12 protein-coding genes are annotated in these 13,231 nt (G+C 42.4%); 10 read left to right on the top strand and 2 right to left on the bottom strand.

The window, feature by feature from the left end; translation table 11 throughout:
* Positions 1–78 precede the first annotated feature (78 nt).
* From BT112_RS11665 to ribB, 8 genes are all read left to right on the top strand, one after another.
* Positions 79–387, top strand: a complete 309-nt coding sequence (locus BT112_RS11665) for a thioredoxin family protein (RefSeq protein WP_072317564.1) — start codon at positions 79–81, stop codon at positions 385–387.
* A gap of 39 nt (positions 388–426) precedes the next feature.
* A complete protein-coding gene (locus tag BT112_RS11660; RefSeq protein ID WP_072317563.1) occupies positions 427–684 on the top strand; it encodes a DUF6952 family protein in 258 nt (85 codons plus the stop codon).
* 166 nt (positions 685–850) lie between these two features.
* The gene (gene tpx, locus BT112_RS11655; RefSeq protein WP_072317562.1) at positions 851–1,351 is read left to right on the top strand and encodes a thiol peroxidase; all 501 of its coding nucleotides are present in this window, start codon (positions 851–853) and stop codon (positions 1,349–1,351) included.
* 38 nt (positions 1,352–1,389) lie between these two features.
* The gene (locus tag BT112_RS11650) at positions 1,390–1,794 is read left to right on the top strand and encodes a diacylglycerol kinase (protein WP_245777032.1); all 405 of its coding nucleotides are present in this window, start codon (positions 1,390–1,392) and stop codon (positions 1,792–1,794) included.
* Positions 1,795–1,878: 84 nt separating this feature from the next.
* Entirely contained in the window at positions 1,879–4,374 is a 2,496-nt protein-coding gene (locus BT112_RS11645; protein WP_072317560.1) for a DNA translocase FtsK, read from the top strand.
* 47 nt (positions 4,375–4,421) lie between these two features.
* Positions 4,422–5,084: an outer membrane lipoprotein periplasmic chaperone LolA1 gene (locus tag BT112_RS11640; RefSeq protein WP_139276150.1), complete on the top strand. Its 663-nt coding sequence runs from the start codon at positions 4,422–4,424 to the stop codon at positions 5,082–5,084.
* Between the two features lie 55 nt (positions 5,085–5,139).
* Positions 5,140–6,615, top strand: a complete 1,476-nt coding sequence (locus tag BT112_RS11635; protein WP_072317559.1) for an LptF/LptG family permease — start codon at positions 5,140–5,142, stop codon at positions 6,613–6,615.
* Positions 6,616–6,748: 133 nt separating this feature from the next.
* A complete protein-coding gene (gene ribB / locus BT112_RS11630; protein ID WP_072317558.1) occupies positions 6,749–7,897 on the top strand; it encodes a 3,4-dihydroxy-2-butanone-4-phosphate synthase in 1,149 nt (382 codons plus the stop codon).
* A 290-nt stretch (positions 7,898–8,187) separates the two neighbouring features.
* On the opposite strand, the gene BT112_RS11625 is transcribed toward ribB, so the two are convergent.
* Both BT112_RS11625 and BT112_RS11620 read right to left on the bottom strand, forming a co-directional pair.
* On the bottom strand, positions 8,188–9,063 hold the full coding sequence (locus BT112_RS11625; RefSeq protein WP_072317557.1) for a lysophospholipid acyltransferase family protein: 876 nt from the start codon (positions 9,061–9,063) through the stop codon (positions 8,188–8,190).
* A gap of 3 nt (positions 9,064–9,066) precedes the next feature.
* A complete protein-coding gene (locus tag BT112_RS11620) occupies positions 9,067–9,987 on the bottom strand; it encodes a DUF6268 family outer membrane beta-barrel protein (protein ID WP_072317556.1) in 921 nt (306 codons plus the stop codon).
* A gap of 863 nt (positions 9,988–10,850) precedes the next feature.
* Between BT112_RS11620 and istA the strand changes: the two genes are divergently transcribed.
* Positions 10,851–12,398, top strand: coding sequence for an IS21 family transposase (gene istA / locus BT112_RS11610; protein WP_083564896.1), 1,548 nt, complete (start codon positions 10,851–10,853; stop codon positions 12,396–12,398).
* Between the two features lie 11 nt (positions 12,399–12,409).
* On the top strand, positions 12,410–13,144 hold the full coding sequence (gene istB, locus BT112_RS11605; protein WP_072317555.1) for an IS21-like element helper ATPase IstB: 735 nt from the start codon (positions 12,410–12,412) through the stop codon (positions 13,142–13,144).
* Positions 13,145–13,231 lie beyond the last annotated feature (87 nt).

The following is a 13,231-nucleotide window of genomic DNA, read 5'->3' as shown; positions in this document are numbered from 1 at the left end:
GGGGTTCCGAACTCCTCTTCTCTTCTTGGCAATCGTCCCGGTACAAAGAATAAAGTCGAATATAATTTATAGTGTATTATGGTACAGGAATTAGAAAAAGACAACCTCTCTGAAGTTGTCTCAGGAAATAACACGGTATTTGTTCAGTATTCCGCAGGATGGTGCGGGAATTGCCGGATCATGAAGCCGAAATTCAAAAAGTTTGCTTCCGAGGCAGAAGGCGCAGCCTTTGTCGTTGCCGATGCCGAAAAGTTCCCGGAATCCAGAAAACTGGCCAATGTGGACAACCTGCCTACTTTTGCCGCCTTCAGAAACGGAGAACTCGTTAACCAGGTGCAAACCAATAAGGCCGATGTTTTAAAATCGTTTATCGAAGAAAACAAATAACAACCACTACAGGGTACCCCCTGTCTATACAACAAAAGCATGAAGTTACCCGTTATAAAACATCTGGCTAATTTTATAGAAGAAAACGACCAGGACTATGTTTTAGAAACCATAGAAACCCTGGAAGCACTTACGGAAGTTCCGTCGCTCAAAGATGAGGAACTGGACGTAATAGGAGAACTGATCTCCAACATGTATGGTGCCGTGGAAGTGGATAAAATGGTTAAAGAAGGCATGTCACAAAAAGAAGCCCTGAACACGTTTATGAGCAGGGTACTCGGCTCCATAGACAAATAAGACGTACCCGGTTGGGAAAAAATTGCTGATGATCCTCTTTCTCTTTAACGGGAAGGAGGATTTTTTTGTGATGCACCCCGGGGATTTTCCTCAAAGATGGTTATCTTTACCATTCACCGTACTCGTTTGCGGATAGCAATTCAAATACATAAAAACAAAGAAAAAAATGGCAACTGTAACGCTAAAAGGAAATGCGATAAAAACAGCTGGTGAACTTCCCGGAGTTCACACTAAAGCACCCGAATTTTCACTGGTTAAAAACGATCTTTCTTCTGCATCGCTCGGCGACTTCAAAGGAAAAAAAGTGGTCCTGAACATTTTTCCGAGTGTCGATACCGGTACCTGTGCGGCTTCGGTACGTAAATTCAACCAGGAAGCTTCCAAACTCGACAATACCGTAGTGCTCTGTATTTCACGGGACCTCCCGTTCGCCCAGGCGAGATTCTGCGGCGCAGAAGGTCTGGACAACGTGGTGACCCTCTCCGATTTCCGTGAGCGTAAGTTCGGAAAAGATTACGGAGTGGAATTTACAGACGGTCCGCTGACCGGATTGCTCTCCAGAGCTGTAGTCGTTGTCGATACCGACGGAAAGGTTATCCATACCGAACAGGTTTCGGAAACTGTAGACGAACCGGATTACGATGCTGCCCTCAAAGTCCTGAAATAATATACTGCATGTAAAGACGGCAGTATAGCCTGAAATGAATGGGGTTATACTGCCGCTTTTTAACTCTTGCCGACTCCATGGACATCTACGCTTTTCTGAAAAGAAGACTAAAAAGTATCGGGTATGCGGCCAAAGGCGCATGGCTTCTCATCCGTACCGAAGATAGCCTTCAGGTACAGTTTACCATTGCAGCCTTCGTTACGGCAGCAGGTTTTTACTTTCGTATCTCTGCTGTCGAGTGGATATTACAGCTGCTTACCATCGCAGTTATTATGGGAGTCGAAGGTATAAACACCGCCATCGAGAAAATGGCAGACTTCATCCATCCCGACCATCACCATAAAATAGGTATTATAAAAGATGTCGCCGCCGGAGCCGTATTTATCGTTGCTGTCGCGGCAATTATCATCGGCTGCATAATCTACATTCCCAAAATATTTTAAAAATATATTTTAATCCTGTACGTTTGTAATTTGTATTTTTGCTCTTAAACTTGCCCGGCAAGTACTATAAACTGAACGTATATAATGGCTCAAAAAAGGAACAGGAAAAAAGCTACCTCAACACAGCCCAAAACTCCAAGATTTACTTTTTCAAAACAAAACAAGATCATTCTCGGAAGCCTTGGTATGTTATTGAGCGTTGCCTTGTGCATTGCTTTTATATCTTTCTTTTTCACCTGGCAACAGGACCAGAGCCTGCTATCGGAATTCAGTGACAGAAATGCCCTGGCCGAGAACTGGCTGAACAAATTCGGGGCTTCTGTCAGCTACTTTTTTATCTATAAAGGTTTCGGCCTTGCCGCATTTATATTTATCTACCTGTTTTTTCTCACGGGACTGCACTGGTTTATCGGCCTGGACAAAAAAAAGCTGGCCAATCGCTGGGTCTGGGGAATTCTGGCTATTATCTGGTTTTCTATCCTTTTCGGGTTCTTTGCCGCAAAAGCTCCCTTACTGGGAGGTATCGTAGGCTATGAAATGAACGACTTCCTCCAGGATTATATCGGGAAGATCGGAATTATATTGCTGTTGCTCTTCGGGTTTATCGTCTTTGCTGTTAAGAAGCTACAGGTGACTCCCGAGAAAGTAGGTTCGCAGGTTGCCGGGATACGCGAAAGCATGAAAAGAGATTTTCATAAAGCACAGCGGGAAGCCGTAGCAAACAAAACCGAAAAAGACGAAAAGGAAGAAGAGCCTCTGATACACCCTACCGGAAGCGACACCCCCTCTCCTTTTGAGATTGCCCTTGAAAACAGGGAAAAGCAAACCAAAACGTCCGATTTTTCGCGAATCGACAAGACTTCCGATGTGGATATTGAAAATTCGTTCGAAATTAAAATTGCAGAAGGTGAGGATGATGAAGACATTCCGGAACCTACCCTAAAAACCGCCCCGGCAGAACATAAAACTGATGACGACATCCGTATAGAAGTCGAAAAAATAGAAGAAGAAAAAGAAGCGACGGAAATCCTTTCGGATAAGCTCGTGAAAGATTTCGGTGAATTCGACCCTAAACTCGAACTCGGCAAATATCAGTACCCTCCCCTCGACCTGCTCAACGATCACGGCGGGCAAAGCGGTATTACTATCAACCAGGAAGAACTGGAAGAAAATAAAAACAGAATCGTCGAGACCCTCAAGCACTACAAGATCGATATTTCGCAGATCAAGGCGACTATAGGCCCTACGGTGACCCTTTACGAAATCGTACCGCAGGCGGGAGTCCGTATTTCTAAGATCAAGAACCTCGAAGATGATATAGCCCTGTCACTGGCCGCATTGGGCATACGTATTATAGCCCCTATTCCCGGTAAAGGAACCATCGGTATCGAAGTACCTAATAAAAACCCTACGACAGTTTCCATGCGTTCCGTGATTGCATCGACCCGTTTTCAGAATGCCGAGATGGAACTGCCGATTGCACTGGGTAAAAACATCAGTAACGAAACCTTTGTCGTCGACCTTGCCAAGATGCCTCACCTGCTTATGGCAGGAGCAACCGGCCAGGGTAAATCGGTCGGGCTCAATGCCATTCTTACCTCCCTGCTATATAAAAAGCACCCGGCAGAGGTGAAATTTGTCCTGGTTGACCCCAAAAAGGTGGAACTGACCCTCTTTAATAAAATAGAACGACACTACCTGGCCAAACTTCCGGATACCGAAGAAGCCATTATCACCGATAACACCAAAGTGATCAATACCCTGAACTCTCTGTGTATCGAAATGGACAACCGCTATGAGCTTCTCAAAGATGCCATGGTACGAAATATCAAAGAATACAACACCAAGTTCAGGGCCAGGAAACTCAACCCGGCCAACGGGCATAAGTTTCTCCCTTATATCGTGCTGGTTGTCGATGAATTTGCAGATCTTATTATGACAGCCGGTAAAGAAGTGGAAACGCCCATTGCCAGATTGGCACAGCTGGCAAGGGCCATAGGGATACACCTTATTATTGCTACCCAAAGACCATCCGTGAACGTAATTACAGGAATCATCAAAGCAAACTTCCCGGCACGTATTGCTTTCCGGGTAACCTCCAAAATAGACTCCAGGACTATCCTGGACAGCCAGGGAGCCGATCAGCTTATCGGGCGCGGGGACATGCTCTACACCCAAGGTAACGATCTCGTACGGTTACAGTGTGCTTTTGTCGACACTCCCGAGGTCAGCAAGATCACTGATTTTATAGGTTCCCAAAAGGCATATCCCGATGCACACCTGCTCCCGGAATATGTCGGAGAAGAATCTGGCACGAGTCTTGATGTAAATCCCGAAGAAAGGGATGCGCTCTTCAAGGAGGCCGCAGAGGTCATTGTCATTGCCCAACAGGGATCGGCATCGCTGCTGCAACGAAAACTCAAACTCGGATATAACCGGGCCGGAAGAATTATCGATCAGTTGGAAGCCGCAGGCATTGTCGGGCCTTTTGAGGGAAGTAAAGCACGGCAGGTGCTTATTCCCGATACCTATGCCCTTGAGCAGTTTTTCAATAACGAACAGGAAAACAGCAGGTCCTGAGGTCATTGAAAAAGAAATCGTCGAACACAGAAATGAAACAGAATAGTATGAAAACCATAGTTCAAATAAGACAAGTAGCTGTTGTAGTAGCTTTATTACTCACAGGACTGGGACACGCACAAAATTCGGACAAAGCCAAAACACTGCTGGATGAAGTGTACAAGAAAGTGAAAAGCTATGATAATATTTATGTAGACTTTAAGTACGCCCTGGAAAACAAAGCGGAAAATATCAAGCAGGAAACCCGTGGCGATGTTACCATACAGGGAGAAAAGTATCTTTTCAACTACCTCGGGGCTACCAAGATCTTCGATGGCAAAAAAGTGATCACTATCATCCCGGAGAATGAGGAAGTCGTCATTGAGAGCCCGGATACGGAAGATGAAAACACCATTACCCCTTCCAAAATGCTTACCTTCTATCGTAGTGGTTACAACTACAGTTGGGATATGCTGCAAAATGTCAGGGGCAGACAAATACAATATGTAAAACTGGTGCCTATAGATACGAATTCCGAAGCCAAGGAAATCCTGCTGGGCATAGATGCACAGACCAAGCATATCTACAACCTGATACAGACCGGACAAAACGGTACCAGGACAACTATTACCGTAAACGCGTTCAAAACAGATCAGCCCCTCTCCGGCAACCTGTTTAAATTCAACGCCAAGAAGTACGAAGACGAAGGGTATTATATTATAGAACAATAATTACGCTTACCGCACCTTTCCGGAGGTCCGGTAGCAGAATTGGAATTTCCCGACATTGAAGATCTTAGACCGATATATTTTATCCCGATTCCTGTTTAACTTCATCAGTTGTTTTACCATACTGATGATCATCTTTATTTTCCAGGCGATATGGCTCTTTATCGATGACCTTGCAGGAAAGGGTCTCGACCTTTGGGTTATCGGGAAATTCCTGTTGTACTATTCCCCCAGCCTCGTTCCGACGGTTCTCCCGTTTACGGTACTGCTCGCTTCGTTAATGACCTTCGGTAGTTTTGCCGAAAACTACGAGTTTGCCGCGATGAAATCTTCCGGGATCTCTTTGTATCGTGCCATGAGAAGCCTTATCATCTTTATGATCGCTCTCGGGGCCTTTACCTTCTATTTTGCCAACAGTATTATTCCGAGGGCAGAATTCAAAGCCTATAACCTCAAGCGGAATATCGCCAAGGTCAAACCGGCCATGGCCATATCCGAAGGTATGTTCAACGATATCCAGGACATGAACATCAAAGTGGAGAAAAAACACGGAAAGGACGACAGGCTCCTGGACAATGTTATCCTCCACCAGAAAAACTCCAAAGGAGAAAACAAAACGGTGATCAAGGCCAAAAAAGGAGAGCTGATCAGTAATGAGAAGTCAGACATCCTGAAACTGAAGCTTATCGACGGTTACTATTACGAGGACCAGTCGCCCTCCAATCCTAAAAACCAGGAAAACTACCCGCATGCCAAAGCCAAGTTCGAGGTGTACACTATTAACGTCGACCTGTCGGAAATGAACGAAATAGATCTGGAAGACGAGAGTCATAACACCTATAAGATGTATAACGTAACCGAACTCGGGTATCTTATCGACTCCATAGAAGACAACAATACGACCACCATTCGCAACTTCAGCGATAATATCTACAAGCGTTCCGGAATTACCACAATGAACCGTTCGTACGAAAACGACACGGTAAAAGACAGTACGAAGCAACAGGTTGAAGAAGATAAGACCCCCGCATCCCCGGCACCGGATAACATTCTCGATATTTTCGAGGGCCGGAAGAAAGAACAGGTCGTGGAAACCGCACTCAGTAATGTAACCAATATTGTCAATACCATAGACAGCAGGAAACCGGAACTACAGCGAAAAGACATGGTTCTCAACTATTATATCATGGCCATGCACAGCAAGTATGCCCTGGCTTTTGCCTGCGTTATCCTCTTTTTCGTAGGAGCACCGTTAGGGGCCATTATCCGCAAGGGCGGACTGGGATTGCCCATGGTAGTTGGAATAGCCCTGTTCCTTACCTATCACTTTCTGGGTATGTTTGCGAGGAACTACGCCAAGGACGCCAGCATTCCCCCTATTTTGGGTTCATGGCTATCGACCATTATTATGCTTCCCCTTGGCATATTCCTTACGCGAAGGGCGACGGCAGATAAAGGCCTGCTCAATGTGGACAGTTTTATGGATCCTATCCGCAGGCTTATCCAAAGATTCAGAAAGAAAGACGAACAATAATATCCTTATCACGAACTTTCTTCGTAGGCTCCTGGAAATATTTCATATTCCGGATGCGGGGAAAAGCAGTAAACTTTACAGCGTCTTAAGCCGATAAAAATGGGTATCTTTGTACTTTTAAATTCATGCAAAGATGAACACTACAACAATGGAACACCCCGAAATAAAATTAAATACCATCGAAGAAGCCATTGCCGACATCCGTAACGGAAAGGTCGTAATTGTCGTGGACGATGAGGACCGGGAAAATGAAGGAGATTTTGTCGCTGCTGCCGAAATGGTTTCTCCGGAAATGATAAACTTTATGGCCACGCATGGCCGCGGGCTTATTTGTGCCCCGCTTACCGAAAAGCGTTGCAAGGAACTCGGGCTTACCGCTATGGTACACAACAACACCGATCCTATGGAAACTGCTTTTACCGTTTCCGTAGACCTTCGCGGACAAGGTGTTACCACCGGGATATCCGCATCGGACCGGGCCAAAACCGTAAAAGCCCTGATAGACCCCGAGACCAAACCCTTTGAGCTTGCCCGCCCGGGACATATATTTCCGCTTATTGCCAAAGAAGGCGGCGTTCTCCGCCGTACGGGACATACGGAAGCAGCTATAGATCTGGCCCGCCTTGCCGGACTGGCTCCCGCAGGGGTCATCGTGGAGGTTATGAACGAAGACGGATCTATGGCCCGTCTCCCCCAGTTGCTGGATATTGCCAAAAAGAGAGATCTCAAGATCGTATCCATAGAAGATCTCATCGCATACCGGATGCAGCACGACAGCCTCATTGAGAAAAAAGAAGATTTCGATATACAGACACGTTTCGGTACTTTTCGCCTGAGGGCTTATGTACAGACGACAAACAAGCAGGTACACATTGCCCTGACCAAAGGAAGCTGGAAACTGGGAGACCCCGTACTTACCAGGATCAACTCTACGCTGGTCAACAATGATATTCTGGGTACACTGACCAATAACCTCGATCAGAAACTGGACAGCATGTTCCGCGTGATCAATGAAGAGGGCCGGGGCGCTATCGTATTCATCAATCAGCAAAACCAGTCGCTCAATCTTTTACAGCGCCTGGGTGACCTCAAGGAATTACAGAAAAAGGGTATTGTAAAAGCCCCTAAAGTTGTTCTTGATAAAAAAGATTTCGGCGTCGGTGCACAAATACTGCACGATCTCGATATCTCAAGAATTCGCCTGGTATCCAACTCGGAGCAGACCAAGCGCGTGGGTATTATAGGATACGGGCTTGATATTGTCGAATACGTCAATTACTGACAGCCGGATATTCCGCATACCCAAAAAAGGTATCGGCAGTGTTGTACAGAACACATTGCCGATACCTTTTTATTTTAAAGTTTTCACGGAAAAGCTGTATCGGTTGAATACTACGCTTTTATAGAGATAATCAAAGAAGTCAGGTAACGATTTGGCAACGGTGCTTATTGCTTTGTTTTTCAACGTGTTTCCGCTAACTCAAAACAAATATGCATAAATTACACTAAAGATTAGAATTCAACTTTCTAAATCTAAATGATGGTTATGATCAATAATACATATTCCATCATTTATCTTTTCCATCTTTTATGTTTCCATAACCAACCGTAAGGTTCTTCTTTGATATTTTCGGTTAGCAAGTCGATATATTTTTTGGTTATTTCTCCTTCATCGACAAATCCAGCATCCGAGCATATTGGCATACAAATTATTTGATAATGACCTTTTGACTTTTGTGTAATATGAAGATAGATTACAGCTGATCTACTTGTGCGAGCCAGTTTTTCCATACCAGAAAAAATATAAGTTTCCTGATTCAACAAATTGAATCTGTATTTTTCTTCGTTTATTCTAGGGCATTGATCTGTTAGAAATAAATAAACCGAGGGAGATATTTTCTTTGATAGAATATGACGTACAACTGACCTGTCCTTTATTAGTTCCATGCCAAAACGGGAACGTATTCGAATCATTAATCTATTAATTGTTTCTGACTGAAGTGGCTTATAAATTGCATATATTTCATATTCTGTTTTGTAAGGCAAAAAATTTAATATCTCCCAATTTCCACAATGCCCCATACAGGCAATTACGTTTTTTCCGGAGTTTATATACTGGTCTATTAATTCCAAGTTTTCAAATGTAATTTTCTTATCAAGTATTTCCACCGGAGCAGAAACAGCTTTTATAATCTCGGCAAAATATGCTGTAAAGCAACTATAGAATTTTTTTGAAATTGCCTGAATTTCACCATACCGCTTATCTGGAAAGGAGCGCGCAATATTCTGAATTACTACTTCTTTTCTATACCTAATAACATAATAAGCAATAATAAAAGTAAAATAACTAATTGCGTATAAAAGTTTTATGGGCAGAAGGCTTGCAGTATAAGTAATAGCATAAAGGATCCTATATGAAAGAAACTGGAATGCCTGCTTTATTTTCATAGATTAAAATTTCTTTTTTAAACCGACTGACGCATATGGTGAAACATTAAAATAATAATCATTGTCAGATGCAAATACTCCTTTTAATGTTCTGTTGCTGTATGAAGCAGGTCTATAAAGATTCAGTCCTGCCATCCCTGTTAGAGATAAGCCACTTTCTCCTAATTTTAGCTCGGGACGGAATCCTGTAACAATATATTGATGAGAGAATATCATATCCTTTCCATCTTTTTCAAGTAATGCTACCTGCCCATTCATTTCAAATGCATAAGAAAGCTTAAACCTATCATTGAAATCATATCCTGCTGATATTTCGAGACCTTCAACAAGTTCAACATTGATATCAAATTTTCCATCGAGTTTCCATTTAACATACACAGCAGGAAAGACCATTGGATAACCCAATGAACTGTTTAAGGCTACACCTCCGCCAATATCAAGATTAGGATTTATATGGCGAATAAAAACTACTCCTCCGCTTCCAAGTACATTTTTAAAGCTGATTTTGGATAAATCAGTAAATGGCGTAAATACTCCCATTCCCAGACTTGCTTTCATAGACCATTTATCATTTAATGGTCGTAAGTGGTAAATACCTACTTGCAAGTTCATGATTTCAGACACCATATTATCCTCGAAACCTTTGTTGTTAAGCGATACATACGATCCGCCAAAGCCAACACCCCACGCTGTTGGTCGATTGTTTTCATTCAACTTCACCGATAATGGAATACCAACAGATCCTTGGTAAACCATAGCAGATCCTTTTCCATCTCCAATTTTTTCTTTTGGTTTTTCGCCTGGCGGAAGATAATAATAGCCTGAGTTTCCTATGTATTCTGCTTTAAGCGACACCTCCTGTGCTTTCATTTCCAGACCTAGTAATATTGCTATTACTGCTAAAAATAATGAAATTGATTTCATGTGATTTTATATTTTATTGATAATATTTTGTACAAAAAAAATAATCAATGATTTGGAACAGAAAGCAGCAAATTATAGGGTTCAGAATATAGACTACGAAATTTAGAATGTGGAGAATCAAATTAATTTTGACAAGTAGAATATTATCTTCGATCCGTATAAATTAAAAAAGACTTACAGTGGATAATGGATTTTATTTTTTGCATGTTCTATAGAAACTTCCACTATTTCTAATATAATCCTTGTTCCATTCTTTTAGCTTCCCATCAATAAAAACAAGTTTATATATACCATTATTAGAACTTTTATATCCTAATACAAAGGTTTTATCTCTGGAAGAAGTTATCTCATAATCATCACCTAGAATGGAGACTACTTTTCTTTTTTCAGGGTGGCTTTGTGCTGATAACTGAGAGTAAAAAATAGATGCTCCACTAATAAAACAAATGTTTTTAAGCTTTTTTCATTGTTCTAAATATTAATTTGTTTATAAATTTTAGAGCAAAAAAATGACGAATAAGCTAATAACAAAAGGTTTAAAAGATAGATTTTAGAATTTACTTTATGAGATTAAGAATGAGAAGAATGAAATATTTAAAGATATTAATCCATAATCCCGTCCATCCATTTCAAAAAGTCAGGAACGCGCACACGGCTGACCAGAACTTCGTGGGGACATTCGTGCATATTCCGCTTAAAACGGACACCCATTCCGCTGGAAAGCGGACAGTCATTCCGGATTAATACGGACACCCGTTCCGTTTCAAAACGGACAGTGATTCCGTTTTAAAGCGGACAGCCATTCCGGAGCAAAACGGACACTTTTCTCATCTTGGAGCCATTAACTTATAAAACGAAGGATAATGGCCAACATTCCGATAGGTATGAGAGAAGTACGCGAACTATTACGTTTATATTTTGAGCAAGGGCTTAGTGGCCGAAAGGCGGCTAAAATTGTAGGCATCGGTAAAACCGCAGCCAGCCAGTATATTGCGGGTTTTAAAAGCAGTGGTCTTCCCATTAGGGGAATCTCCGGGATGAGTGACAGTGAGCTCATCCACTTACTCAATATCAGGAAGCAAACCCAAAATCCCCGATACATTGTTTTAGAAAAGCTTTTCCCTTATTTTGAAAAGGAGCTTAAAAAGGTAGGGGTAACCCTGCAACTGCTTTGGGAAGAATACCGGCAGATCCATAAAGAAGGCTATGAATACAGCCAATTTTGCCATCATTATTATCATTGGCGTAAAGAGAGCAAAGTCAGTATGCATATGGAGCATAAGGCTGGCGATAAGCTCTTTGTGGATTTTGCAGGACAGAAACTTTATATCACGGATCGGACCACTGGTAAACGAAAAGCTTGTGAAATTTTTGTCAGTGTTCTTGGCTGTAGCCAGTTGTGTTATATTGAAGCAGTCCCCTCGCAAAAGAAAGCCGATTGGGTGGCCGTAAATCAAAATGCCCTTCGTTTTTATAAAGGTGCTCCGGCAGCCATTGTCCCGGATTGTTTACGTGCTGCGGTGAGTAAATCCCATAAATACGAACCTGAAATCAATCAGACCTATCAGGATTTTGCCGCGCATTACGGAACCGTTATTTTACCGGCCAGAGCTTTACACCCAAAAGACAAGGCCTTAGCGGAGAACTTTGTGCGCATTGCCTATCAGCGTATCTATGCCCCTTTGCGCAATCAGGTCTTTTATTCTATAGAAGAACTCAATGAAGCCCTTTGGGATCAGTTGGATAAACACAATCAAAAGTCTTTTCAAAACAAACCCTTTAGCCGGCAAATGCTCTTTGACCAGGTGGAGAAAAAAGAGTTAAAGCCGCTGCCCACTACATGGTATGAATTAAAACACTTTTGCAAACTCAAGGTGCAATACAATCATCATATTTATTTAAAAGAAGACAAACATTATTATAGTGTCCCTTTTCAGTATACGGGAAAACAGCTCAGGGTCATCTATACCGACCGTTACCTGGAGGCTTATTTTGATCACCAAAGGATTGCGCTGCACCGGCGCGACCACACCCCCTATAAATATACCACAAAGAGTAAACATCGCCCGGCCCATCATCACTTCCAGGCCGCATGGACCCCGGATCGTTTTATCCGCTGGGGCCGATCCATTGGCCCTGAAGTAGAACAACTCATCACTAAGGTCCTGGACAGTCGCGATCATCCCGAACAGGCTTACCGAAGCTGTATGGGACTGTTGAATCTGGCCAAAAAACACCCCAAGTCCAACTATATAAAAACCTGCAAAAAGGCACTTGAACTGAACTGCTTGCAGTATAAGTTTATCAAAAACACCCTGAACAACAAAACCTTTGATCTGGAAGAAGAACCTTTAGACTTATTCCAGTTACCAGTACACACCAACATCAGAGGAAAAGAACATTTTAATTAAAACCAATAGATATGAATATTAATGCCACTTTTGAAAAGCTGCATACCATGCGCTTAAACGGGTTTGCACAAGCCTACCGGGAACTTACCGAAAATGCCTTGGAGAAGAACTTCTCCTTAGATGAGCTTATCGCTCATCTTATCGAAGCAGAGTACGAGAATCGGTACAATAAAAAACTAAAACGCCTGATCACTCAGGCCCGATTTAAACAACAAGCATCTTTTGAACAAATCAATTTTCATCAACCCAGAGGAATGGATAAAAACATGCTTTTGCGTTTGCAGCAGGGGGACTGGATCAAAAAATCAAAAGACCTGATCATTACAGGACCCACCGGAGTCGGCAAATCGTTTATTGCTTGTGCTTTAGGCTTCCAAGCTTGTAGCCAGGAACTCAAAACCATCTATTATACCGCTAATAAGCTACTGGATCGTATGACACTGGCCAAGGCTGATGGCAGCTATTTTGAGTTTATGGACAAATTAGCCAAGACAAAACTCTTAATTATCGATGACTTTGGGCTCAAACAAATTGATCATAAACAATGTAATATGCTTTTGGACCTGGTGGATGAGCGCCATGGAAGTTCATCCACAATAATCACCTCACAACTACCTGTAAAGGCTTGGTTTGACTGCTTTAAGGAACCCACTATTGCCGATGCAATATTAGATAGATTAACTAATGGTTCTTACAGAATAGAATTGCAAGGGGAATCCATGAGAAAATTTAGAAAAGAACAGTAAAAAAAATTTAATTAATTTAACCGAAAGTTTTTGAGAAAAGTGTCCGTTTTGAAACGGAACACCTGTCCGTTTTCAGCGGAATATGCA

Origin of the sequence: Sinomicrobium oceani, from assembly GCF_900119185.1 — a bacterium.
Classification (GTDB): Bacteria; Bacteroidota; Bacteroidia; order Flavobacteriales; family Flavobacteriaceae; genus Sinomicrobium; species Sinomicrobium oceani.
Note: the sequence above shows the minus strand (reverse complement) of the source record. Positions and strands in the feature narration are given on the sequence as shown.